The organism is Saccharothrix syringae, from assembly GCF_009498035.1.
GTDB lineage: Bacteria > Actinomycetota > Actinomycetes > Mycobacteriales > Pseudonocardiaceae > Actinosynnema > Actinosynnema syringae.
Genome location: NZ_CP034550.1, coordinates 4,608,981 through 4,631,812, shown reverse-complemented (window position 1 = coordinate 4,631,812; position 22,832 = coordinate 4,608,981). Strand labels below are relative to the sequence as shown.

The 22,832-nt window shown below is 74.6% G+C and carries 18 protein-coding genes and 1 pseudogene; 9 read left to right on the top strand and 10 right to left on the bottom strand.

The window, feature by feature from the left end; translation table 11 throughout:
• Positions 1-415: 415 nt before the first annotated feature.
• Together EKG83_RS20110 and EKG83_RS20105 are read right to left on the bottom strand one after the other, a co-directional pair.
• Positions 416-1,102 (bottom strand): response regulator, encoded by a 687-nt coding sequence (locus EKG83_RS20110; RefSeq protein WP_033431661.1) that lies wholly within the window; start codon positions 1,100-1,102, stop codon positions 416-418.
• Positions 1,099-3,642 carry a DUF4118 domain-containing protein gene (locus EKG83_RS20105; RefSeq protein WP_153278239.1) on the bottom strand — a complete coding sequence of 848 codons (2,544 nt, stop codon included), beginning with the start codon at positions 3,640-3,642 and terminating at the stop codon, positions 1,099-1,101. Before EKG83_RS20105 ends, EKG83_RS20110 begins: the two co-directional genes overlap by 4 nt.
• 390 nt (positions 3,643-4,032) lie before the next feature.
• Between EKG83_RS20105 and EKG83_RS20100 the strand changes: the two genes are divergently transcribed.
• Positions 4,033-5,727: a PHP domain-containing protein gene (locus EKG83_RS20100; protein WP_033431660.1), complete on the top strand. Its 1,695-nt coding sequence runs from the start codon at positions 4,033-4,035 to the stop codon at positions 5,725-5,727.
• Positions 5,727-6,227 carry a hypothetical protein gene (locus EKG83_RS20095; RefSeq protein ID WP_051766004.1) on the top strand — a complete coding sequence of 167 codons (501 nt, stop codon included), beginning with the start codon at positions 5,727-5,729 and terminating at the stop codon, positions 6,225-6,227. The genes EKG83_RS20100 and EKG83_RS20095 overlap by 1 nt, the downstream gene beginning before the upstream one ends.
• 558 nt (positions 6,228-6,785) lie before the next feature.
• On the opposite strand, the pseudogene EKG83_RS49660 reads toward EKG83_RS20095, so the two are convergent.
• Both EKG83_RS49660 and EKG83_RS20080 read right to left on the bottom strand, forming a co-directional pair.
• Positions 6,786-7,004: pseudogene (locus EKG83_RS49660) on the bottom strand (transposase); the annotation flags it as partial.
• 68 nt (positions 7,005-7,072) lie between these two features.
• Positions 7,073-9,595, bottom strand: coding sequence for a tetratricopeptide repeat protein (locus EKG83_RS20080; protein WP_051766003.1), 2,523 nt, complete (start codon positions 9,593-9,595; stop codon positions 7,073-7,075).
• A 379-nt stretch (positions 9,596-9,974) separates the two neighbouring features.
• On the opposite strand from EKG83_RS20080, the gene EKG83_RS20075 reads away from it, so the two are divergent.
• Positions 9,975-12,077 carry a vWA domain-containing protein gene (locus EKG83_RS20075; RefSeq protein ID WP_033431658.1) on the top strand — a complete coding sequence of 701 codons (2,103 nt, stop codon included), beginning with the start codon at positions 9,975-9,977 and terminating at the stop codon, positions 12,075-12,077.
• 60 nt (positions 12,078-12,137) lie between these two features.
• On the opposite strand, the gene EKG83_RS20070 is transcribed toward EKG83_RS20075, so the two are convergent.
• Both EKG83_RS20070 and EKG83_RS20065 read right to left on the bottom strand, forming a co-directional pair.
• Positions 12,138-13,691: an MDR family MFS transporter gene (locus tag EKG83_RS20070; protein WP_033431657.1), complete on the bottom strand. Its 1,554-nt coding sequence runs from the start codon at positions 13,689-13,691 to the stop codon at positions 12,138-12,140.
• The gene (locus EKG83_RS20065; RefSeq protein WP_228122714.1) at positions 13,688-14,149 is read right to left on the bottom strand and encodes a MarR family winged helix-turn-helix transcriptional regulator; all 462 of its coding nucleotides are present in this window, start codon (positions 14,147-14,149) and stop codon (positions 13,688-13,690) included. Before EKG83_RS20065 ends, EKG83_RS20070 begins: the two co-directional genes overlap by 4 nt.
• 99 nt (positions 14,150-14,248) lie before the next feature.
• On the opposite strand from EKG83_RS20065, the gene EKG83_RS20060 reads away from it, so the two are divergent.
• Both EKG83_RS20060 and EKG83_RS20055 read left to right on the top strand, forming a co-directional pair.
• A complete protein-coding gene (locus EKG83_RS20060; RefSeq protein ID WP_033431655.1) occupies positions 14,249-14,818 on the top strand; it encodes a TetR/AcrR family transcriptional regulator in 570 nt (189 codons plus the stop codon).
• 178 nt (positions 14,819-14,996) lie between these two features.
• A complete protein-coding gene (locus tag EKG83_RS20055) occupies positions 14,997-16,256 on the top strand; it encodes a cytochrome P450 (RefSeq protein ID WP_033431654.1) in 1,260 nt (419 codons plus the stop codon).
• Here the strand turns inward: EKG83_RS20055 and EKG83_RS20050 are convergent.
• The 3 genes from EKG83_RS20050 to EKG83_RS20040 form a co-directional block, all read right to left on the bottom strand.
• Complete coding sequence (locus EKG83_RS20050) at positions 16,217-16,831, bottom strand: acyl-CoA-like ligand-binding transcription factor (protein WP_051766002.1); 615 nt, start codon at positions 16,829-16,831, stop codon at positions 16,217-16,219. The two genes, EKG83_RS20055 and EKG83_RS20050, sit on opposite strands and share 40 nt — an antisense overlap.
• 70 nt (positions 16,832-16,901) lie before the next feature.
• Complete coding sequence (locus EKG83_RS20045; RefSeq protein ID WP_033431653.1) at positions 16,902-18,443, bottom strand: MDR family MFS transporter; 1,542 nt, start codon at positions 18,441-18,443, stop codon at positions 16,902-16,904.
• 113 nt (positions 18,444-18,556) lie between these two features.
• The gene (locus EKG83_RS20040) at positions 18,557-19,171 is read right to left on the bottom strand and encodes a TetR/AcrR family transcriptional regulator (protein WP_033431652.1); all 615 of its coding nucleotides are present in this window, start codon (positions 19,169-19,171) and stop codon (positions 18,557-18,559) included.
• Positions 19,172-19,448: 277 nt separating this feature from the next.
• Between EKG83_RS20040 and EKG83_RS20035 the strand changes: the two genes are divergently transcribed.
• Complete coding sequence (locus EKG83_RS20035) at positions 19,449-19,730, top strand: isoamylase early set domain-containing protein (protein ID WP_033431651.1); 282 nt, start codon at positions 19,449-19,451, stop codon at positions 19,728-19,730.
• Here the strand turns inward: EKG83_RS20035 and EKG83_RS20030 are convergent.
• Complete coding sequence (locus EKG83_RS20030) at positions 19,714-20,079, bottom strand: winged helix-turn-helix transcriptional regulator (protein ID WP_051765998.1); 366 nt, start codon at positions 20,077-20,079, stop codon at positions 19,714-19,716. The two genes, EKG83_RS20035 and EKG83_RS20030, sit on opposite strands and share 17 nt — an antisense overlap.
• Positions 20,080-20,157: 78 nt before the next feature.
• On the opposite strand from EKG83_RS20030, the gene EKG83_RS20025 reads away from it, so the two are divergent.
• The 3 genes from EKG83_RS20025 (at position 20,158) to EKG83_RS20015 (ending at position 22,783) form a co-directional block, all read left to right on the top strand.
• Entirely contained in the window at positions 20,158-20,775 is a 618-nt protein-coding gene (locus EKG83_RS20025; RefSeq protein WP_033431650.1) for an NADPH-dependent F420 reductase, read from the top strand.
• Positions 20,776-20,808: 33 nt separating this feature from the next.
• The gene (gene pip / locus EKG83_RS20020; RefSeq protein WP_033431649.1) at positions 20,809-21,735 is read left to right on the top strand and encodes a prolyl aminopeptidase; all 927 of its coding nucleotides are present in this window, start codon (positions 20,809-20,811) and stop codon (positions 21,733-21,735) included.
• Between the two features lie 247 nt (positions 21,736-21,982).
• Positions 21,983-22,783, top strand: a complete 801-nt coding sequence (locus EKG83_RS20015; protein ID WP_033431648.1) for a Clp protease N-terminal domain-containing protein — start codon at positions 21,983-21,985, stop codon at positions 22,781-22,783.
• The last annotated feature ends 49 nt before the right edge of the window (positions 22,784-22,832 follow it).

Below are 22,832 nucleotides of genomic sequence, written 5' to 3'. Positions count from 1 at the left end.
CCGCGGTGGGTTCGGGCCGCGGGCGTCGTCCGGCCCGGTGCGCGGGCGGGTCCGCGCCGGGGCGCCCGGCCGCCCGATCAGGGGTGGCGCCGCGGGCTGCCGGCGTGCTCCACCACGCCGTTGTCGAAGCCATCGGCCTGGCAGAAGCCGCGGAGGTGGCATGGCCTCGCCGCTGTTCCGCGGCGAAGTCGCGGCCCGCGCCCCGCTGGTGCTCGACCGGCACCCGGCCCGTCCCGACCGCGGCCCTGGTGCGCACGGCGTGGCCGACCGCGGACGCGTGGGTCCAGTGGGTTCGTGACGGGGTGGACGTGGTCGCAGCGGCCGGGTCCCCATCCGGTTCGGGTGGCTCTTCCGCGCCGCTCCCGCCGGTCGTGAACTGCCGGTGCTCGTGGGGAAGTCCACCCGTTCGCGCGGGTCACGCCCGGAAGCGGTAGCCCTTGCCGGGTTCGGTGAGCAGGTGGCGGGGGCGGGAGGGCTCGGGTTCGAGCTTGCGGCGCAGCTGGGTCAGGTAGACGCGCAGGTAGTGGGTGGCCGAGGTGTAGGCGGGGCCCCAGACCCGTTCCAGCAGGCTCACCTGGTCGACCACCTCGCCGCCCGCGCGGACCAGGACCTCCAGCAGGCCCCACTCGGTGGGGGTCAGGTGGACCTCGCGGCCGTCGCGGAGGATCTTCTTCGCGGTCAGGTCGACGGTGAACGAGGCGGTGCGCACCGGCGGTTCCGCGGCCGGGCGGCGGTCGGTGCGGCGGGCGTTGCGGCGCACCGCGGCGCGCACCCGGGCCAGCAGCTCGTCCATGCCGAACGGCTTGGTGACGTAGTCGTCGGCGCCGGCGTCGAGGGCCCGCACCTTGTCCGCCGAGCCCTGGCGGGCGGAGAGCACCACGATCGGCACGGTGCTCGACCGGCGCAGCAGGGTGATCACCTCCACGCCGTCCACGTCGGGCAGGCCCAGGTCCAGGAGGACCAGGTCGGCCCCGTTCCGCGCCTCGTGCACCGCCGCGGCGCCGTCGGCGGCGGTGTGCACGTCGTAGCCGTGCGCGGTGAGGTTGATCCGCAGCACGCGTAAGACCTGCGGGTCGTCGTCCACCACCAGGATCGTGGTCATGCGACCACCAGCCGGGCCACCGGCAGGGAGAGGACCACGGTCAGGCCGCCGCCGGGGGTGTCCTCGGCGGCGATGGTGCCGCCCATGGCCTCCATGAAGCCCTTGGCCACGCTCAGGCCCAGGCCGACGCCGGGGGTGGCGTCGCGGTCGCCCAGGCGCTGGAAGGGGGCGAACGCGGTCTCGTTGGCGTGCTTGGGCAGGCCCTGGCCGTGGTCGACCACGCGCAGCTCGACCCGGTCGCCGTAGGCGCTGGCCCGGATCGCCACCTCCGGTTCGTCCGCGGTGGTGCCGCCGGCCGCCCGGCGCGGGGTCGGCCTGCCGTGGCGGAGGGCGTTGTCGACCACGTTGGCCACCACGCGCTCCAGCAGGCCCAGGTCGGCCAGCACCGGGGGCAGGTGCTCGGCCACGTCCACGGCCACCGCGGCGCGTTCGTCGATGCCGGCCAGGGCTCGTGCCACCACCTCGTCGTAGGTCACGGCCCGCAGGTGCGGCGCGATGGCGCCGGTGGCGAGCCGGGAGGAGTCCAGCAGGTTGTCGATCAGGCCGGTGAGGCGGTCGACCGAGACCTCCACGGCCTCCAGCAGTTCCGCGGTGTCGCCGGCCGACAGCCGGAGGTCCGGGTCGCGCAGGCTGCCCACGGCGGCCTTGATGGACGTCAGCGGGGTGCGCAGGTCGTGGCCGACGGCCGAGAGCAGCGCGGTGCGCAGCTCGGTGGTCTCGGCCCGGCGCTGGGCCTCGGCGGCCTCGGCGGCCATCCGCTGGTGGCGCAGCGCCAGCACCGCCTGGCCGGCGGCGGCCTCCAGGGCCCGCTGGTCGCCCGCGGGCAGTGCCCGCCCGCGCAGCGCCAGGTGCACGTCCGCGGTGACCGGGACGTCCACGTCGGCGTCGTCCGGCTCGTCGCACGGCCGCGGCCCCACGCACGCCACCCGCGTCCACTCCCCCTCGCGCCGCTCCAGCAGCGCCACGGACTCCAGGCCGAAGTTCTCGCGGACCTTCTCCAGCAGCCGCGCCACGGGGTGGGGGCTGGTGAGCACGGTGCGGGCGTAGGAGGCGAGCAGCGCGGCCTCGGTGCGCGCCCGCGCGCCCTGGACGGCGAGCCGGGCGGCCCGGTCCACCACCACGGCGACCAGCACCGCCACCACGAGCATGGCGACCAGGGCGATCAGGTTCTCCGGTCCGGCCACGGCCAGGCTGTAGCGGGGCGGGGTGAGGAAGAAGTTCAGCAGGCCGGCGCCGAGGAAGGCCGCGACGACGGACGGGCCCACGCCGCCGACCAGGGCGACCAGCACCGTGGCCAGCAAGAAGGCGATCAGGTCGGTGGAGAAGCCCATGTCGGCGTGCCCGACCAGGCCGAGGCCGGTCACCGCGCCCGGCAGCAGCAGGGCCAGCAGCCAGCCCGCCAGCCTGCGGTGCCGGGACAGGGCGTTGTGCGCGGGCCGCCACCGCGGGCCGCGGCGGGCCTCCTCGTGGGTGACCATGTGCACGTCGATGGGGCCGGACGCCTGGGTCACGGCCGAGCCGATGCCCTCGGCGAACACCCTGGTCAGGCGCGGGCGGCGGGAGGTGCCCAGGACGAGCTGGGTGGCGTTGACGCCGCGGGCGAACTCCAGCAGGGCGGTGGGCACGTCGTCGCCGACCACGGTGTGGAAGGTCGCGCCCAGGTCCTCGGCCACGCGCCGGAAACCGGTCACGAGCTGCGGTGACGCCCCGGCCAGGCCGTCGCCGCGCAGGACGTGGACGACCAGCAGGTCCGCGCCGGCGCGCAGGGCGACCCGGCGGCCGCGGCGGATCAGGGTCTCGCTCTCCGGGCCGCCGCTGATCGCCACCACGACGCGTTCGCGGGTTTCCCAGGTGTCGGTGATGTGCTGCTCGGAGCGGTAGCGCTGGAGGGCCACGTCGACCTGGTCGGCCAGCCAGAGCAGGGCCAGCTCGCGCAGGGCGGTGAGGTTGCCGACGCGGAAGTAGTTGCCCAGGGCGGCGTCGATCTTGTGGGCGGCGTAGACGTTGCCGTGGGCCAGGCGGCGGCGCAGCGCCTCGGGGGTGATGTCGACCAGCTCCAGCTGCTCGGCGCGCCGCACGACCTCGTCGGGCACGGTTTCCCGCTGGGCCACGCCGGTGATGCGCTCGACCACGTCGTTGAGCGACGCCAGGTGCTGGACGTTGACCGTGGACAGCACGTCGATGCCCGCGTCGAGCAGCTCCTCGACGTCCTGCCAGCGCTGGGCGTTGCGGGAGCCGGGCGCGTTGGTGTGCGCCAGCTCGTCCACCACCGCGACCTCGGGCCGCCGGGCCAGCAGGGCGTCGACGTCGAGTTCCGCCGGCTCGGCGCCGTGGTGGGCGGGCCGGCGGGGCAGTTGCTCCAGGCCGTCGAGCAGGGCGGCGGTCCGGTCCCGCCCGTGGGTCTCCACCAGGCCGACCACGACGTCGGTGCCCCGGTCGCGGCGCCGGTGGGCCTCGCCGAGCATGGCGAAGGTCTTGCCCACACCGGGCGCCGCGCCCAGGTAGATCCGCAGCTCCCCGCGCTTGCGCTTGCCGTTCACGGGTTCAGTGTGCTCGTGCCCGGCCGCCCGCGCGGCCGAGGGCCGGGTGGAGCACGCGAGCAGGACCCGCGGCGAGGCCGGGGCGGGCGTTGCGCGGGGGCCCGCTGCTCGAAGAGGACGGCGGGGGCCGACCACGAGCCGACCGACGAGGGGCCGCGCGAACCGCGGGTGTCGAGGTCCACCGGCTCCCCCGCCGGCCCGGTCGAGCGCACCAGCCCGGCCGGCGGCTCGCGGCTGGAGCCGGGGGCGTACCCGGCCAACGGGCTGCTCGGCCGAGCACCCGCCGGGCGAAGTGTTCACCTCCTGTTCGATCTCCGGCCCCGCCACAACGCATAGCGGACTCACGATACTTCGGCCTGCCGCAGTCGGGACGGGATCGGAGCCGCCGCCATGTCGCACCACCACCACCACGACCACAGCCACGAGCACCACCACGAGGAGGTGGGGGACGGCTGGCGCGACGCCGAGGACGACCGCCCGCTGTCGGTGGCGCGGCGCAGGTTCCTGGCGGGCCTGGGCGCGGCCGGGGTGGCCACGACGCTCGGCGCGGTCCCGGCCCACGCCCACGACGGCGGGCCGGCGCGGCCGACGAACCCGTGGAGCGGGCGCAACCGCTGGTACGCGGGCGACCACCACATCCACACCCAGTACTCCCCCGACGCCCAGTACGAGGTGGCCCAGCAGGTCGCCAAGGCCCGCCAGTACGGCCTGGACTGGGTCGTCATCACCGACCACGGCGGTGTCGCGCACCAGAAGTTCTCCATCGACCAGGTCACCCCGGACATCGAGCGCGCCCGGAGCCGGTACCGCGACGTGCTCGTCTACCAGGGCCTGGAGTGGAACATCCCGGGTGCCGAGCACGCGACCGTGTTCCTGCCGCCCGGCAAGTCCACGGTGGACATCCTGCGGGCGTTCGAGGCGGCCTACGACGGCGGCGTGCTGTCCACCCCGGCGGCCCAGGGCGGCCGGGGCCTGATCGCCCGCGCCACCTCGGCCGACGGCGAGCCGTACGCGTTGGCGGCGCTGCGCTACCTGGAGGCGCAGGTGCTGTCCGGCCGCACCGAGATCGCGCTGATGTTCGCCAACCACCCGGCGCGGCGCGGGGTGGACAGCCCCCACGAGATCCGCAACTGGCGCGACGCCGCGCCGGGGGTGGCCGTGGGCATGGAGGGCGCGCCCGGCCACCAGGCCGCGGGCATCCCGACCGCGGCGGGCGGGCGCGGTACCGCGCGCGGGTACTACGACGGTTCGCCCAACCAGGACAGCTTCCCCGGCTACGCGCCCACCGCCACCGAGAACCCCTACCGCACCTACGGCGGGTTCGACTGGATGACCGCCAAGGTAGGCGGGCTGTGGGACTCGCTGCTCGCCGAGGGCAGGCCGTGGTGGGTGACGGCCACTTCGGACTCGCACCAGGTGCACCTCGACACGCACGTGCAGGGCAGCGGCGACCACAACGCCACCGGCAGCCGCGGCGCGCCCGTGGACACCGGCAAGCCGCAGGTCTACGGCGACTACTGGCCCGGCTTCTACAGCTCCACGCTGGTGGGGGCCGACTCGCGGTCCTACGTGGACATCATGCGCGGTATGCAGGGCGGTCGGGTGATCGCCGTGCACGGCCGGCTCATCGACGGCCTGAACCTGCGGGTGCGGTCGCTGGGCGAGGGCGACAACCGGGGAGTCACCATCGGCGGTCGCACGTTCGTGCGGCGCGGGGACAGCGTCGAGGTCGCGATCGAGGTGGACCTGGCGCGGGGCGCCAACTTCTCCGGCGCGGTGCCGCGCCTGGCCAAGGTGGACCTGATCGCGGGACCGGTCACCGGCCCGGCGACCGACCGCGACGCGCTGGCCGCGCCCGGCACCGGGGTCGTCAAGACCTTCGAGGTGTCCCGCACCGCGCGCGGCACGGTCAGGTTCACGCACACCTTCCGCAACGTCGACACCGCTTTCTACCTGCGGCTGCGCGGTTCGGACGGCAACCGGCTCACCTCCGACGGCGGCCCGGTGATGGACGTCGTCGGTGACGCGGACCCGTGGTCGGACCTGTGGTTCTACGCGAACCCGGTGTTCGTCGACGTCGTCTGATGGCCTGGCTCGACGCCGTGCCCGCCCTGCCCGGCGGGCACGGCGCGGCGCACCTGGACGCGCTGCTGCTGGCCGCGCTGGACTCGTGCGTCGCGACGGACCTGGTGTTCACCCGGGTGGAGCGCGGTGGGCCGGTGGCGGTGACCGCCGTGTCCGCGCGGGTCGTCGGGGGGTTCGACGCGGAGGCGGTGTCGGCCGCGCTGGGCGGACCGGTCACCGCGGTCTCCTCGCCCGTGCTGGACCGCTGCGTCCGCTTCCCGGGGCAGTCGGTGTTGACCGGCACGCACGCGGTCGGCGAGGTGGTGGCGTCGTCGGCGATCGACCGGGTGGTGGGGGTGGGCGTGCCGGTCTCGCCGACCGACCTGGTGGAGACGCGGGGCTTCCTGCGCCCGGTCCACCGCGACGGCGAACTGGTGCTGCTGGTGGAGCCCGCGGTGGGCGGCGTGCTGCGGCCGCTGGAGTCGGAGGCGCCGCACGAGTGCTGCGGTGGCGCGCACTGATGTCCGGCTGGGAGCTGTTCGAGGTTCGGATCACGTGGTTGGGGTCGGGGTCTTCAGCCACATGATCGCTCCTCGCAGGCGCAGTCCGGCCGCACAGCTCTCCGGTGACTTGTCACGGCGGGTGGCCAACCCACGCCATGCCTTGATCTGCTGGAAGCAGCGTTCGACGTTGCTGCGCCAACGGCAGCTCGCCCGCCTCCACCGCGGCGTGGATCCTGCTGCTCAGCCCGCCCCGGGACCGGCCGAGCCCGGCCGCCTTGGCCCGCGCCTCCCGGCGATGCCGGAGGGCGGCACGATCCCGAGCGGCAGACCCGGCCGCACCGGCCGTGTCCGACGCGGACCCCGCTGAACCACCCGCAGCACACTCTGTTGGGTGGGCAACGGAGCCCCTTTTTCCTCGGTCAACGCCTGCTCCAGCGCATCCAGGGTCTCCCCGGCGATCGCCAGCCCGGCCGACTCGTGGTGCGCCCGCACGATCGTGGAGTCCACACCGACCAGTTCCAACCCGACCTGCCCGCGGGAGGCCGCCTCGGCGATCAACGCGTCCATCAACCTCCGGAACACCCCCGCCTTCGCCCAGGCGTGGAACCGGGGGTAGACCGTGGACCAGGGCCCGTACCGTTCGGGCACGTCACGCCAGCCCGATCCGGTGCGGAACCGCCACAGGGTGCCGTTGAGCCGCTCGCGCACCCGCCGCGGCAACGGCCCCGTGGCCGCCACCGGCACATGCGGCTCGATCAACGCCCACTCCGCATCGGTCAGATCACATCGCGCCACACCCGGGTTCCACCAGCACCAACCGGCACACCACCGGACCCGACCCAGATCCGAGCCCCGAACAGCTCCTAGTTCCCGGTGGCGGCGTGGAGGGCGGCCACGGCGCCGTGGGTCCCGGCCGCCACCTCCGCGTCGAGTTCGTCGGTGCGGTGGTGGCGGCGCAGCAGGTCGACCAGGTGGTCGGCCGCCTGCCGGCTGCCCGCGTCGGCCCGGGCGCGCAGCAGCGGGACCGCCTCGTCGACGCGCCCGTGCCCGGCCAGCAGCTCGACCAGCCGGTGGGCGGCCCGCCCGTGGCCGGCGGCGGCCCGCGGGCGCAGCAGGGCGAGCGCTTCGTCGACGTGCCCGTGCCCGGCCAGCAGGTCGACCAGCAGGTCCACCACGGGGGCGCGGAGGCGGCGCGTCCCGGTGGCGGGGCCCGGGGCGAACGGGCGCAGCACCGCGATGGCCTGCTCGACGCGCCCCTCCTCCGCCAACCGCCTCGCCAGCGGGTAGGCGGCGTACCGGTCGCCGGCGGCGGCCCGCCGGGCGAGCTCGTCGGTGCGCCCCCGCGAGATCAGCAGGTGGGCCAGGCCGTCGGCGGCCGCGCTGTCGCCGCCGTCCGCGCGCCGGGTCAGCTCGCCGACGTCGCCCCGTCGGACCAGCAGGCGCGACAACCAGTAGGCGGCCGAGTCGTCGCCGCCGTCGGCGCGCCGGGTCAGCTCGCCCACGCGTTCCCGCTCGTGCAGCAGGCGGGCCAGCCGTTCGGCCGCGGAGGACTCGCCGTCGTCCGCCCGTCGGGTCAGCTCGTCCACCCGGCCCCGCTGCACCAGCAGGTCCGCCAGCAGGTCCCCCACCGCCGTGCGACCGCGCCGGGCGTGCGGGCGCAACGCGGCGACGGCCTCGTCGGGCCGCCCCAGCCGGACCAGCAGGGGCGCGAGCCGCCAGGCGACCTCGACATCGGTGCGGGCTCGGGGGCGCAGGGCGGCGACGGCCTCGTCGACCCTCCCCCACCTGGCCAGGAGACCGGCCGTCCGCTCCAGGGTGGGCGCGTCGGTGTCGCCGTGCGGGCGCAGGGCGGCGACGGCCTCGTCGACGCGCCCCGTTTCGCGCAGCAGGTGGGCGAGCGGCCAGGCGGCGCGGGGGTGCTCGCGGGCGTGCGGGCGCAACACGGCGACGGCCTGGGCGCGGCTTCGCCGGGTCAGCAGGTGGGCGAGTTCGAGGGCCACGTCCACGTCGGCGTTCGCGTACGGGCCCAACACCGCGACGGCCTCGTCCACCCGGTCCCGACCGACCAGGAAGTCCGCCAGCCGGCGGGCGGGACCCGGGTCGTCCCCGGCGCGGTCGAGCGCGCGTCGGTGGACGGCCTCGGCTTCCGCGTGCCTGCCCCGGCGCTCGGCGTTGTCGGCCAGCGCACGCGCGTCGTCGGCGTGGTGGTGCTCGACGAGGGCGCGCCAGGCGGTGTCGGGCAGGTGGGTGCCGCGGCGCACCCGCGTGGCGTGCTGGTGCAGGTAGTCGGCTACCTCGTAGCCGGCGACGCGTCCCATGCCGGCGGGCAGCGGGACGAGGGCGGAGGTCGCGCCGTGCAGCGGCGCGGTGGCGTAGGCCAGGGCCCGGTCGAGCCAGTCGGCGGGTGCGGTGGCCTGCTGCGCCGGGGTCAGGTAGCCGGGGCACGCCGCGGCGAGGTGCTCACGCGTCAGCGGCGCCCTGGTGCCGACCCGGCGGGCGTCGAGCGCCGCGGTGATCACCGCCCGGCCGCAGCACTGGTCCTCGGGCGCCTGCTCCCAGTGGTGGACCAGGTGCGGACCGGCGGCGAGGACCTGGGTGAACCCCGCGTCGGAGGTGTCCAGGGCCAGCCGGACGCGCCGGTCGGCGGCCAGCGCCTCCGCCCGCCGGCGCTCGGCCGGGCTGAACCCGTCGGGCACGGCCACGACCTCCGCCATGCCCAGCAGCTCCCGGTCGTTGTCGTAGCGGTCGGGGTGCCTGCCCGGCGCGGCGGGCGCGGTGCGCTTGCCGTACTGGTCCGGCCAGAGCGTCGCCACGACCAGCGCGCCGGCGGTGACCACGTCGCGGAGCACCCCGGCGGGCACGCCACCGGGGTGGTCGAGGTAGCGCTGGAGCTCGTCGAGCCAGACCACGGTGCGCGGGGCGGGGTTCGCGGCGAAGTCGCGCACGGCGTCGGCGTCGTGGGGGCGCACCAGCCACCAGTCGGGCACGACCGCCTTGACGGCTTCGTGCAGCGACCGGGTCTTGCCGACCGAGGAACCGCCGACGAGCAGCACGAACCCGCCCCGTCGCGCGGCCGCGCCGAGGGCGGCGCGCAGCGCGCCGTCGAGGTCGCGCGGCACGTACGCGGGCAGCTCGTCCGGCTCCTGGTCCTCCGGCACCCGGATCGCGGCGTGCACGCCGAGCAGCCGCGGCCGGGTCTCCGCGACCCGGACCGGGTTCGGCGGGCGGCGCGGCGCGGGCCGTTCCCGCGGGGCGCCGCGCCCGGCGCTCCCGGAGACCCGCACGTCGCCGTGGACGACCCCGATCTGGAAGGCGTTCTCGACCGAGGTCGCGGCGAGCTCGTTGCCGACCTCGTCGGGGTCGCGTCGCGGTTCGGGAATCGTCACCGGTGCCCCTCCCGGCGCCGTCGCGTGCACCGGCGACCAGGCTAGTGCCCGCCCGTTCACGGCATCCAGCCCGCGCGCACCGGTCCGTCAACCCGGCGCCGGTGGCGTGGTGCCGTCCACCCGACCGCCGGTCCGGGCGAGCCCTCTCCCGGCGCGGTGCGGTAGCGGGTCGGCACTCCGAGCGGATCAGCACTTTTCGGGTCGTTGCCCACCGCAGGTCGGTCCACCCGCGCCCGCCGACCTCCCACGGCGCAGCGGAGCGGAGCCGTTCGGGCCGACGCCGCTGACGGAAAGTTCTCACCGGAATGGCCCAGTAACCCTCCGTTCACACCTCTCGACTTCCCGGTAGTCAGCACACAGTCGAAGGGGGAGTGGGCACGTGAGACCCAAGCACCTCGCCGGGGCGGGCGCGTTAGCCGTCGCCGTCCTCGTGGCGAGCCAGATCCAGGCGCAGGCCGTGGACGGCAACCTGCCGGGCGGCACCAGCATCTCGGTGGCCGTCACCGGCCCGGCGCCGAACACCGTGGTGCCGCCGGGCCCGGTGACCGTCACCGGCACGGCGTCCGTCGGCACCGGGGTCGCGGTGCGGGACACCGCACTGACCTACGTGGTGGACGTGTCCGGCAGCACCGCGTCCGCCTGCGCCGGCGGCACGATCCTCACCTGCGAGCAGACCGCGGTGAACAACCTCAACGCCATCGCCGCGGCCCCGAACACCGTGGTCGGCAGCGTGGGCGCGGTCGCGTTCGGCAGCTCCGCGGCCACCGTGGACGTGGGCCCGGCGCCGGGCGACCAGCTGCTGACCGAGCCCGGGACCGACGCCAACGGCAACGGCGCGCGGGACGTCGAGGAGGCCGTGGGCTCGATGGTCCAGGGCAGCGTCGGCCTGTTCACCGGCAAGCCCGTCGGCACCGGCACCACGTTCGTGCCCGCCGTGCAGTCGGCCACCACCGTGACCAACGCCCAGAGCCAGCCGCGCAAGATCGTGCTGTTCCTGTCCGACGGCTTCGCCTCCGGCGACGTCACCGGCGTCGCGGGCGCGGTCCCGGCGAACGTCGACTACTTCACCTTCGCGGTCGGCCCCGGCTCCGCGTGCAACAGCGGCGACTACAACGCCAGCCTCCAGGCCATCGCCGACCTGACCGGCGGCACCTGCACCGCGGTCCCCGACCCGGCGAACCTCCCCAACGTCGTGCCCGGCGTCATCGCGTCGCAGCTGACCGACCTCACGCTCCGCGTGGACAACGGGCCGGCCACGCAGATCACCAACGTCACGCCGGCGCTGCCGCGCACCGGTCCCGCCTCGGTGACCTACACCGTCGACACCGCTCCCCTGTCCTCCGGCACGCACGAGCTGTGCGTGACCGCGCACGGCACCGACGGCGGCGGCGCGGGCACCGTCACCGACTGCACCACGGTCATCGTCAACGCGCCGCCGGTGGTGGCGACCGGTGGCCCCTACGCGGGCCAGGAGGGCACCCCGGTGGCCCTGGCCGGCACGGTGACCGACCCCGACGGGCCGTCGCTGACCAGCCAGTGGAGCATCACGCCGCAGTCCGGCGTGGACCCCGGCACCACGTGCACCTTCTCCGCCCCCGCGGCGTTGAACACCACCGTCACGTGCAATGACGACGGCGTGTGGACGTTGCGGCTCACCGCCAACGACGGCCTGCACCCCGACGTCGTCGCCACGACCACGCTGACGCTGACCAACGTCGCCCCGCAGGTGAGCATCTCCTCCCCCGCGAACAACACCCTGGTGCCGCGCAACACCCCGATCACGGTCACCGCGCCGTTCACCGACATCGCCACGCACGACACGCACACGTGCACGGTGGACTTCGACGACGGCACGCCCGTGGTCACCGGCTCGGTCGCGCAGGGCGCCGGTTCGGGCACCTGCACCGCCACGCACTCCTACACCGGCGTCGGCGCGCACAACGTGCTGGTGACGGTCACCGACGACGACGGCGGGTCCGCCACCGCCGTGGTTCGGGTCGTGTCCCACGTGCGCGCGGAGGCGTGGTCGCTCAGCGCCTCGGGCTTGATCAACGTGACCAAGACGCCGCACGCGACCTGCCCGCCGTCCTCGGACCTGACCACGGCCTCGATCACGGTGCCCGCCCTGGCCTCGGTGCAGGCGCTGCACGCCGACTGCCACCTCGACCCCGCCACCGGGCGCACCGACGCGGGTGCCGAGGTGTCGAGCGCGAGCCTGCTGGGCGGCGTGATCACCGTGTCCGACATCGAGACCAGCTGCGTCGCCAACGAGCAGGGGCTGTCCAGCTCGTCGCGCGTGGGCACGCTGAACGGCCGGCCGATCGGCACCGGGCCCGCCACCGTCGGCGTGCCCGGCGTGGCCACGGTCTACCTGAACCAGACCGTGGTCGGGCCGAACGGCCAGCGCGCGCAGTACGCGGTGCGGGTGGTGACCCTGCTGGGCCAGGAGATCGTCCTGTCCGGCTGCCGCATGGGTTTCTGACCCGGTGACACGCCGGGGGCCCGACCGCTCGGGTGAGCGGCCGGGCCCCCGGTCGGCGCGTCAGGCGCCGGGCTTGCCCTCGGACAGGTCCAGGCTGCTGCGCAGCGTGATCGGCTTGAGCAGCAGGGCCGCGACCACGCCGACCACCCCGATCGCCGCCGAGATCAGGAAGATGTGCCCGGTGGCGTCGCCGTAGGCGGCGCGCACGATGTGCTGCACGGCGTCGGGCAGCGCGGCGATGTTGAGGCTGCCGCCACCGCCACCGCCGGCCGGGAAGCCCGCCGCGGCCAGGTCGCGGGTGATCGCGTCCTCCACGCGCCGGGCCAGCACCGCGCCCAGCACCGAGACGCCGATCGTGCCGCCGAGCGAGCGGAAGAACGCCACGGTCGAGCTGGCCGCGCCGATGTCCTTGAGCGGCACGGTGTTCTGCACCGCGAGCACCAGGTTCTGCATGCTCATGCCGACCCCGGCGCCGACCAGCAGCATCGCGGCGCCGACGAACACCAGCGAGGTGTCGTGGTCGATCTGGCCGAGCAGCAGGAACCCGACGACCAGCACGGCCGCGCCCACCACGATGTAGGGCTTGACCCTGCCCGACTTGGTGATCATCCGCCCGCTGATGATCGAGGCGCCGAGCACGCCGGCCATCATCGGGATGGTGAGCAGGCCGGCTTCGGTGGGCGTGTAGCCGCGGCCGATCTGGAAGTACTGGCCGAGGAACACCGCGCCGCCGAACATCGCCATGCCGACCGCGAGGCTGGCCAGGATGGCCAGGGCCGTGGTGCGCCGCTTGACGATCTCCAGCGGCACGACGGGCTCCGCGGCGCGCGCCTCGACCAGGACGGCCAGGCCCAGCAGCACCACCGAGGCGCCGACCATGGCGAAGGTCTGCCACGAGAGCCAGGCGAACGAGTCGTCCACGAACGAGATCCAGACCAGCAGCACGCTCACGCCCGCCGCGATCAGGCCCGCGCCCAGGTAGTCGATCTTCACGTCCTCGCGGCGCGTGGTGGGCATCTTCAGCGTGGCCTGGAGCACCAGCAGGGCGATCACCGCGACCGGCACGCCGATGAAGAAGCACCAGCGCCAGCCCAGCCACGAGGTGTCCACGATCAGGCCGCCCAGCAGCGGGCCGCCGACGGTGGCCACGGCCATCACGCCGCCGAGGTAGCCGTTGTAGCGGCCGCGCTCGCGGGGCGGGATCATCGCCGCGATCACCACCTGCACCAGCGCCTGCAGGCCGCCGACGCCGATGCCCTGGAACGCGCGGGCGGCGATGAGCTGGCCGGCGTCCTGCGCGAAGCCGGACACGATCGAGCCCGCCACGAACACCACGATGGCGACCTGGACGAGGGTCTTCTTGTTGAACAGGTCCGCGAGCTTGCCCCAGATCGGCGTGCTCGCGGTGGCGGTCAGCAGGGTGGCGGTGACCACCCAGGTGTACTGGGTCTGCGACCCTTCGAGCGCGCCGATGATCTGCGGCAGCGCCGTGGACACCACGGTGCCGCTGAGCATGGCGACGAACAGCACCAGCAGCAGGCCGCTGAGGGCCTCCAACACCTGGCGGTGGTTCATCGCGCCGGCTGTCGGCGTGGCTGTGGCGGGTGCGCTCATCGCGCGGCCTCCCAGGTGGAGCTCATGGCTCCTTCGACGTCTTGGGCCAGGCGCCCGATCGCGGTGGTCAGGGCGGTGACCTCTTCAGGGGTCCAGTCGGCAAGGGCACGACCCAGCAGCGCGTCGTACCAGTCGCGGGTGTCGGCCAGCTCGGTCCGGCCCCGGTCGGTGACGACCAGCACGCTGGCCCGGCCGTCGGCGGGGTCGGCGCGCCGCTCCACCAGGCCGTGCGAGACCAGCGCGCCCACCGCCCGGCTGACCGTGGACGGGTCGAGCCCGGCGCGGACCGCCAGCTGCTTCGCGTGGCACCCGGTGGCGTTGGCGCCCTCGCGCTCGATGAGCCCGAGGATGCCGACCAGACCGGGTGGCATGCCGGCGTGGCGCTGCTGCTTGACCAGGCGCACGACCCTGAGCAGGTCGCGGATCCGGTCCTCCAGCTCACGCGTGACGACGTCCACGTCGCCCCCTCTCCGCATTGCTTGCCACATACAAGTATTCACCAAACTTGCGCAGTGTGCAAGTTTGCCCAGTGCGAAGTTTCGGTAGACTCGACCGGGATGGGCGGGTTGCGGGAGCACAAGAAGTCGGCCACGCGCATGGCGCTGCACGAGGCGGCGTTGCGGCTGGCCCTGGAGCTGGGCCCCGACCGGGTGACGGTCGAGTCGATCGCGGACGCGGCCTCGGTGTCGCGGCGCACCTTCTCCAACTACTTCGCCAACAAAGAGGAAGCGATCTTCTACGGCGACCTGGTGCGCCTGCGCCGCCTGCTGGAACTGGTCCGCGCCCAGCCCGACGGGCCGCCGCGCGCCGCGCTGGTCGGCGCCGCCGCCGCGCTGGTCGACGAGGTGCTGGACCCGCGCTGGCTCACCCGGCGCCGGGAGGTCGCCCGGCACACCGGCCTGGCCGCGCACGTGGTCACCGCCTACGCGGCGGTCGAGCGCGACCTGGTGGCCGAGATCACCCGCCGACAGGAGGTCGGGGACCCGCTGCGCGCCCGGGTGCTCGCGGCCACGTTCCTGGCCGCGCTGCGGGCCGCCACCCAGCACTGGCTGGAGCACCCGGACGTGCCGCTCGCCGAGGTGGTCGCCGAGGCCCTGGGCCGACCGGAGCAGGACGCACAACCTTAGGGCCGCACCATGCGCACGTGGCGTGCAGCGTGTGCCACGCGACGCGGCAGATCAACGGTCCAGCCCCGGGCCGGCCCGAAAAAAAGCTGCACGGCGTGCATGTTTTGCGTAGCGTGGATCACACCACGTAGCCGAGCAGCGACCCGCCGTGCTCCGGGTCGGGAACGGAAATCAGGTCATGACCACCGCTTCCCAGCGGCAGGACGCCGCACCCACCAACCAGGCGCTGCTGCGCCTCCCCCCCGAGTTCACCGCGCGCGAGCAGGGCCCGTTCGCCCTGCCGGAAGTGCTCGTCCGGCTCGCCGGGCAGGGCCCGGTGCACCAGGTCGCCATGCGCGGCGACGACCCGCTGTGGCTGGTCACCGGCCACGAGGAGGGCCGCGCCCTGCTGACCGACCCGCGGCTGAGCTCCGACCGGTTCCGCAGCCCGCGCCTGCTGGCCCGGCTGCCCGAGCCGATGCGGGCGCAGGTGCTGGACCCGCGGGCCCGCGCGGGCGGGTTCATCACCATGGACCCGCCCCACCACACCCGCTACCGCAAGCTGCTGACCGGCCAGTTCACCGTGCGGCGGATGCGGCAGCTCGTACCCCGGGTCGAGCAGATCGTCACCGAGCACATCGACGCGATGATCGCCGCCGGACCGCCCGCGGACCTGGTGCGGGCGTTCGCCCTGCCGGTGCCCTCGCTGGTGATCTGCGAGCTGCTCGGGGTCGACTACGCCGACCGCGGCGAGTTCCAGGAGCGCAGCGCGCGGCTGCTGAGCCTGACCACCACCGTGGAGGAGTTCGGGCGGCTCCGCGACGAGCTGCGCGCGTTCATGGGCGGGCTGGTCCGGCGCAAGCGGGCCGAGCCGACCGACGACCTGCTCTCCGGGCTGGTCCAGGCCGACCCGACGCTCACCGACGACGAGCTGATCGGCATCGCCAACCTGCTGCTGATCGCCGGGCACGAGACCACCGCGAACATGCTCGCGCTGGGCACCTTCGCGCTGCTGCAGCGGCCGGAGGAGCTGGCCCGGCTGCGCGCGGACCCGACCCTGGTCGACGGCGCGGTCGAGGAGCTGCTGCGCCACCTGTCGATCATCCACCTGGGGCTGTTCCGGGTCACCACCGAGGAGGTGGAGGTCGCGGGCCACGTCATCCCGGCCGACTCGTCGGTGATGATCTCGGTGCCCGCGGCCAACCACGACCCGCGCGTGTTCGACCGACCGGACACGCTCGACGTCACCCGCCCGCGCGGGCCGCACATGTCCTTCGGGCACGGCGTGCACCAGTGCCTGGGCCAGCAGCTGGCGCGGGTGGAGATGACCGTCGGGTTCACCGAACTGCTGCGCCGCCTGCCCGGCCTGCGGCTCGCCGTCGAACCCGGCGAGGTGCCGCTGCGCACCGACATGCTGATCTACGGCGTGCACGAACTCCCGGTCGCCTGGGACGCGTGAGCGAAGCCCGCGGCCAGCCGGTCGATCAGCCCGTCGACCAGGTCGGCCGGCCGCGGCCGCTCGGGCTCCTCCAACCACCGGCCCACGACCACCCGCAGGGTGGCCATCACGGTGGCCGCGAACAGCGCCGGGTAGAGGTCGGCCTCGGGGTCGAGGCCGACCCGCTCGGCCACCGCCGCGGCCAGCTCGCGCTCGCGCGCGCTGAACGCCGCGACCTGGTGCGCCAGCAGGGCCGGGGTGCCGCGCAGCGCCCGCACCTGGGCGACCTTCCCGGGGTCGACCCGCTCGGGCACCACCTCGACCAGCGCCCGCCGCAGGGCCTCCAGCACCGGCTCGGCGGCGGGCCGCTCGGCGAAGGCGCGCACGAAGGCGGTGGCGGTGGCCACGTCGCCGGCGACGATCGCCTCCTCCTTGGAGGAGAAGTAGTTGAAGAACGTGCGCAGCGACACGCCCGCCTCGGTGGCGACCCGCTCGACGGTCACCCCGTCCAGGCCGTGCGCCACGCACAGGCGCAGCGCCGCTTCGGCCAGCGCGGCGCGCGTGGCCTGCTTCTTGCGTTCACGAAGCCCGGACATGCGGGAAGTGTCGCATCCGCCCGGGGCAACCCGGGCGGATGCGACACCGTGTCCTGCCCCGTGGCCGCGGTCAGTGGGCGGCGGCCACCTGGCTCTCGGCCGCCAGCCGCTCGTCACCGCTGAGCGTCTTGAGCGGCTTCTCCTTGATGAACAGCACGGCCAGCAGGGCCAGCAGCGCGATCGGCGCGCCGATCAGGAACAGCTCCGCGGTGGCGGTGGCGTAGATGTCCCGCACGATCGCCCGCACCGGCTCCGGCAGCAGCGCCAGGTCCGGCACCTCGCCGCTCTGCCCGCCCGGCACCGGGCCGAACTTCTCCGCGGACAGGCTCTCCACCCGGTTGGCCAGCACCGCGCCGAGCGCGCTCACGCCGATCGCGCCGCCGAGCGAGCGGAAGAACGTGAGCGTGGACGTGGTCGCGCCCAGGTCCTTGGCGGGCACGTCGTTCTGCGCCGCCAGCACCAGGTTCTGCATCAGCATGCCCACGCCGATGCCCAGCACGGCCATGTGCACCGAGACCACGGGCACGCTGGTGTTCGCGTCGATGGTGGCCAGCAGCAGCATGCCGCCGATCATGATCACGCCACCGGCGACCAGGAACGCCTTCCACCTGCCCCACTTGGTGATGAGCTGGCCGGCCACGGTGGACGACACCAGCAGGCCGAAGATCATCGGCAGGCTCATCAGGCCCGCCTGCGTCGGCGTCTTGCCCAGGCCGATCTGGAAGTACTGGGACAGGAACACCGTGCCGCCGAACATCGCCACGCCGACCAGCGCGCTGGCCAGGGTGGTCAGGGTGACGGTGCGGTTGGCGAAGATGGTCAGCGGCACGATCGGGTCCTTCACCCGGCCCTCCACCCACACCGCCAGGGCCAGCAGCACCACGCCCGCGCCGACCAGCAGCGCGGTCCAGCCCGAGACCCACTCGAACTGCTGGCCGGCCAGCGTCGACCACACCAGCAGCGTGGACACGCCGCCCACGATCAGCGCGGCGCCCAGGTAGTCGATGTGGACCTCCTTGCGCACCACCGGCAGGTTCAGCGTGCGCTGGAGCAGGAAGATCGAGGCGAGGGTGAACGGCACGCCGATGAAGAAGCACCAGCGCCAGCCCAGCCACGAGGTGTCGACCAGGAGGCCGCCGATGAGCGGGCCGGCGACCGTGCCGACGCCGAACACCGCGCCGAAGATGCCCGCGTAGCGGCCCATCTCGCGGGGCGGGATCATCGCCGCCATCACGATGGTGGCCAGCGCGGTCATGCCGCCCGCGCCCAGGCCCTGCACGATGCGGCTGGCGATCAGCACCTCGACGTTGGGCGAGAAGCCCGCGATGAGCGAACCCACCACGAACAGGCCCAGCGAGAGCTGGATGAGCAGCTTGCGGCTGTAGAGGTCGGCGAGCTTGCCCCACAGCGGCACGGTCGCCGTCATGGCCAGCAGCTCGGTGGTGACGACCCACGTGTAGACCGACTGCGAGCCGTGCAGGTCGGCGATGATGCGCGGCAGCGCGTTGGACACGATGGTCGAGGCCAGGATGGACACGAACATGCCCATCATCAGGCCGGACATGGCTTGCAGGACGTCCCGGCGCGAACGGGTGCCGGTTTCGGTGGTCATGGTCCCCCCGGTTTTCGAACTGCAGAGGTTTTTTCGTTGCTGCAGGGGTGTTCTCGGTGGTGCGGAGGTGCTCTCGGCGGTGCAGGGGTGCGGCGGCGCAGGACCGCGGTGGATCAGGACCGCGGCGGGTCGGCGAGGCCACCGGCCAGCAGGTCGAACGCCTCGACGAGCAGGGCGGGCAGCGTCGCGTCCCCGGCGGTGGCCGACCAGCGGACGACCGCGACCCGGAACGCCGCACCCGCGGCCGCGGCCAGCAGCATCGGGTGGGTGGCGTCGGCGGGCACGCCCACGCGCTCGGCGATGCCCGCCACGACCTCGCGCTCGACCTGCTCGCCGCCGGCGAGCACCTTGGCCAGCAGCACGGGGTACCGCTGCACCACGCACATCCGCCTGCCCCAGAACTCCCGGTCCTCGTTGAGCTCGGTCGACACCTCGGCCAGCAGCGCCTCGCGCACCGCCTCGACGGCGGAGAGCCCGGCGGGCTGGGCCAGCACGCCGGCCCGCAGGCGGGCACCCGCCTCCGGGTCGGGCGCGAGGACGGCGTCCTCCTTGCTCGCGAAGTAGTTGAAGAACGTGCGCGGCGACACGTCGGCCGCGGCGCTGATGTCCTCCACCGTCACGTGGTCGAGCCCGCGCTCGGCCACCAGGTCGACGGCCGCCCGGCTGAGCGCCTTGCGGGTCTGGCGCTTCTTGCGGTCGCGCAGCCCCTCGCCCGTCGACTTGGTCACCGGGACAGCGTAGAGAAAAAGATGCAGTCACTGCAACTTTGCAGGCACTGCAAGCTTGTGACCTGCCTCTCCCGTCGCACGCGCAACGACAACGGCCAGGACGACCGTCCCGGTGCGGGTGTTCGTCCGCGGTGCCACGTGGGACCGCGCCGCCGACTCGGCCGACCGGGTCCCCGCTCCACCTCACCCGGACGTGTGACCGTCCACTTGAAACAGGAGCGCGCCACCGGGAAGCTGTGGGCACCCCCACGAGCAAGATCGACCCGCAGGGACCGCGATGCTCCGCAGCACCCGCCTGTTCGGCGGCAAGCGCCACGTGACCTTCTCGCTGCCGCTGGACCGGCCGGACGGCCCGGTCAGCGTGGTGGGGTCGTTCAACGACTGGACGCCCGGCGTGCACGAACTCATCCCCCGCCGCGACGGCACGCGCACGGTGGCGGTCGTGCTGCCGCCGGGCACGCACCGCTTCCGCTACCTCGCCTCCGACGGCCAGTGGTTTGACGACTGCGACGCCCAGCACGTCGACGACCAGGGCGGTGTGATCACGATCGAGGGCTGATCCCGGGGCCGCCCGGAAGCACCTCGTCGTCGGGGTCGTCCAGGCGCACCTCGTCGCCGCGCTCGTGCGCCCACCGGCCGAGCGCGTCGATCGGGTCGAGCAGGCTGCGGCCCAGCCCGGTCAGCGCGTACTCGACCCGGTCGCGCCCGACCCGCCGGTCGACCAGGCCGGCCGCCTCCAGGCGCCGCAGCGCCTCGGTGAGCACCTTCGGCCGGATGCCGCCGATGGCGCGGCGCAGGTCGGCCGGGCGCCGCGGGCCGTGGCGCAGCGCGTGCAGCAGGACCGGGTGCCAGGTGTTGCCCAGCAGGTCGAACGCCAGCCGCGCGCGGCAGTCGGCGAGGAAGGCCATGATCCACCTTTCGCGGGCACCGTTCGGTGCCCGTACCGCTCCCTAACGTGGTCCGCAGCCAACCACGGGAGGAAGCGGATGCGGATCGGGGTGCTCGGTTCGGGCGGGATGGCCGAGGCGCTGGGTGGCCGGTGGGTCGCCGCGGGGCACGAGGTGCTGGTCGGCGGGCGGTCGCCGGAGCGGTCGCGCGCGGTGGCCGCGCGGGTCGGGGCGGTCGCCGGGTCGCCCGCGGACGCGGTGGCGTTCGGGGACGCGGTGCTGCTCGCGGTGCCCGCGGCGGTGGCGGCCGAGGTGCTGGGCCCGGCGCCGGGGCGGGTGGTGGTCGACTGCACCAACTCGGTGGTGCCGGGGCGCTTCGCGCTCGACGAGCCGCGGGCCGCGGTGCGGCTGGCCGAGCGGACGGGCGCGCACGTGGTCAAGGCGTTCAACCTGTGCCACGTGGGCGTGTGGCGGTTGCCGTCGCTGGTCTTCGAGGGGCGACCGCTGGGCGTGCCGCTGTGCGGGGACTCGGCGGCGGCGCTGGGGGTGGTGCGCGAGCTGGTGCGCTCGATCGGGTGCGTGCCGGTGGACGGCGGGCCGCTGGAGCGCGCCGAGCTGCTGGAGGCCACGACCGCGTTCGCCATCGGGCTGTGGGTCGGCGGCGCGGACGTGCGCTCGATATTCCCTCCGCTCCCGGAGGCGTCCGGGCTAATGTAACAGCACTGTTGTATCTCTTCGAGGAGGTCGGACGTGCTGTACCCGGAGATCGAGCCCCACGACAGCGGCATGCTCGACGTGGGCGGTGGTCACCTCGTGCACTGGGAGGTGTGCGGCAACCCGAACGGCAAACCGGCCCTCGTGCTCCACGGCGGGCCCGGGGCGGGCTGCACACCCCGGGCCCGCCGCTACTTCGACCCCACGGCCTACCGGGTGGTGCTGTTCGACCAGCGCGGGTGCGGCCGCAGCACGCCCCACGCGAGCAGCCCCTCGGTCGACCTGTCCACCAACACCACCGACCACCTGGTGGCCGACATCGAGCTGCTGCGCGAGCACCTGGGGATCGAGCGCTGGCTGGTCTTCGCCGCGTCGTGGGGCTCGGTGCTGGGCCTGGTCTACGCCGAGCGGTTCCCGCACCGGGTGAGCGAGATGGTGCACGCGGGCGTGGCCACCGGCATGCGCGAGGAGACCGACCTGCTGACCAGGGGCCTGGCACCCCTGTTCCCGGAGGCGTGGGCCCGGTTCCGCGCCCACGCGCCCCACGGGGACGACCTGTCGGCCGCCTACCTGGAGCTGCTGCTGGACCCCGACCCGGCCGTGCACCAGGCGGCGGCCGACGAGTGGTGCCGGTGGGAGGACGCCATCGTGCCCCCGGCGCCCGGCAACGACCGCTTCGACCCGCCGGGGTTCCGGCTGGCGTTCGCCCGGCTCGTCACCCACTACTGGGCCCACGGGTCGTGGCTGCGCGAGGGGGTCGTGATCGAGGAGGCGTGGAAGCTCAGGGGCATCCCGGGCGTGATCGTTCAAGGTGTGCTCGACCTGGGCAACCTGATCGGCACGCCGTGGCGGCTGGTGCACGCGTGGCCCGACGCCGAGCTGGTCATGATCCCCGACACCGACCACGGCGGGAACGACGCGATGACGGCCGCCCGCGTCCTGGCTACTGACAAATTCCGGTAACACCCGGAAACTCTGTGCGATGGACTGGTCACAGGCCGAGCGCGGAGGGGGCCGGGGTGCCTGACACATCGACCGAACGCACCCCCGGGGGCACCTCGGTTCCCCGGCCCGGAGGCGGGGAGCGGCGCCGCCCGGGGGCGCGGTGGCTCGGGGCGCGGTGGCTTGCGACGCGGTGGCTTGCGACGCGTCCGCTCGGGGTGCGTCGCCTGGAAGCACCCGTGCCGGGTCGAGCGGTGGCGAAGGACTGATGTCGGAGCGGTTCACGGACGGGGCGCAACGGGTCTCCGCGCTCGCGCTCCAGGAGGCGCGGGGGCTCAACCACACCTCCATCAGCACCGGGCACCTGCTGCTGGGCCTGCTCGGCCAGGGCGGCGCGGCGGCGGCCGTGCTCGGGTCGCTGGGCCTGTCGCTGCCCGGCTGCCGGGCGCACGTGCGGGCGCTCGACGGCCGGGGCAGCCTGCCGGTGCCCGGCCACCTCCCCTTCACCCCCGGCGCCAAGCGGGCGCTGGCCGCGGCGGTGCGGGAGGCGTTCGCGCTCGGGCACCGCCGGGTCGACACCGAGCACCTGCTGCTGGGGCTGCTCGCGGAGGACGACGGCGTGGCGCCGGACGTGCTGGCGCGCTCCGGGGTGCCGACCGCCGACGTGCGGGACCGGGCGTTCGCCGTGCTGGCCGGGATCGAGCTGCCGCCCGCCGAGCGGCCCGCCCGGCTGTTCCTCAGCCACCGGCCGCAGGACCTGCACCTGGCGGGCCGGATCGCCGACCGGCTCGACGACATCGGCCGGTCGGTGGTGGGCGACGTGGCGCAGTGCGACGTGCTGCTGGCCGTGATCGGGCCGGGCTGGGCGCCGACGGAGGCCGTGCTCGGGCACGTCGAGGCGGCGCGGACCCGGTCGGTGCCGGTGATCCCGGTGCTGGTCGACGGGGCCGAGCCGCCCGCCGACCCGCTGCCGGGCACCGGGTGCGTCACCGTCCGGCACGAGACGTTCCGCGAGGACGTGGCGCGGTTGGCCGACGCGGTCCGCTGCGCCCGGCCGGGGCTGGGCTGAGGGGAGGCCGGCACCCCGGGCCGGCCAACCCGCCACCCGCCACCCGCCA

Excerpts from the sequence above, each read along its gene's own strand:
- EKG83_RS20015 (WP_033431648.1), top strand. The coding sequence starts at position 21,983 with ATGTCGGAGCGGTTCACGGACGGGGCGCAACGGGTCTCCGCGCTCGCG.
- EKG83_RS20095 (WP_051766004.1), top strand. The coding sequence starts at position 5,727 with ATGGCCTGGCTCGACGCCGTGCCCGCCCTGCCCGGCGGGCACGGCGCG.
- EKG83_RS20070 (WP_033431657.1), bottom strand. The coding sequence starts at position 13,691 with ATGAGCGCACCCGCCACAGCCACGCCGACAGCCGGCGCGATGAACCAC.
- EKG83_RS20050 (WP_051766002.1), bottom strand. The coding sequence starts at position 16,831 with ATGTCCGGGCTTCGTGAACGCAAGAAGCAGGCCACGCGCGCCGCGCTG.
- EKG83_RS20100 (WP_033431660.1), top strand. The coding sequence starts at position 4,033 with ATGTCGCACCACCACCACCACGACCACAGCCACGAGCACCACCACGAG.
- EKG83_RS20030 (WP_051765998.1), bottom strand. The coding sequence starts at position 20,079 with ATGGCCTTCCTCGCCGACTGCCGCGCGCGGCTGGCGTTCGACCTGCTG.
- EKG83_RS20035 (WP_033431651.1), top strand. The coding sequence starts at position 19,449 with ATGCTCCGCAGCACCCGCCTGTTCGGCGGCAAGCGCCACGTGACCTTC.
- EKG83_RS20045 (WP_033431653.1), bottom strand. The coding sequence starts at position 18,443 with ATGACCACCGAAACCGGCACCCGTTCGCGCCGGGACGTCCTGCAAGCC.
- EKG83_RS20110 (WP_033431661.1), bottom strand. The coding sequence starts at position 1,102 with ATGACCACGATCCTGGTGGTGGACGACGACCCGCAGGTCTTACGCGTG.
- EKG83_RS20055 (WP_033431654.1), top strand. The coding sequence starts at position 14,997 with ATGACCACCGCTTCCCAGCGGCAGGACGCCGCACCCACCAACCAGGCG.
- EKG83_RS20025 (WP_033431650.1), top strand. The coding sequence starts at position 20,158 with ATGCGGATCGGGGTGCTCGGTTCGGGCGGGATGGCCGAGGCGCTGGGT.
- EKG83_RS20060 (WP_033431655.1), top strand. The coding sequence starts at position 14,249 with ATGGGCGGGTTGCGGGAGCACAAGAAGTCGGCCACGCGCATGGCGCTG.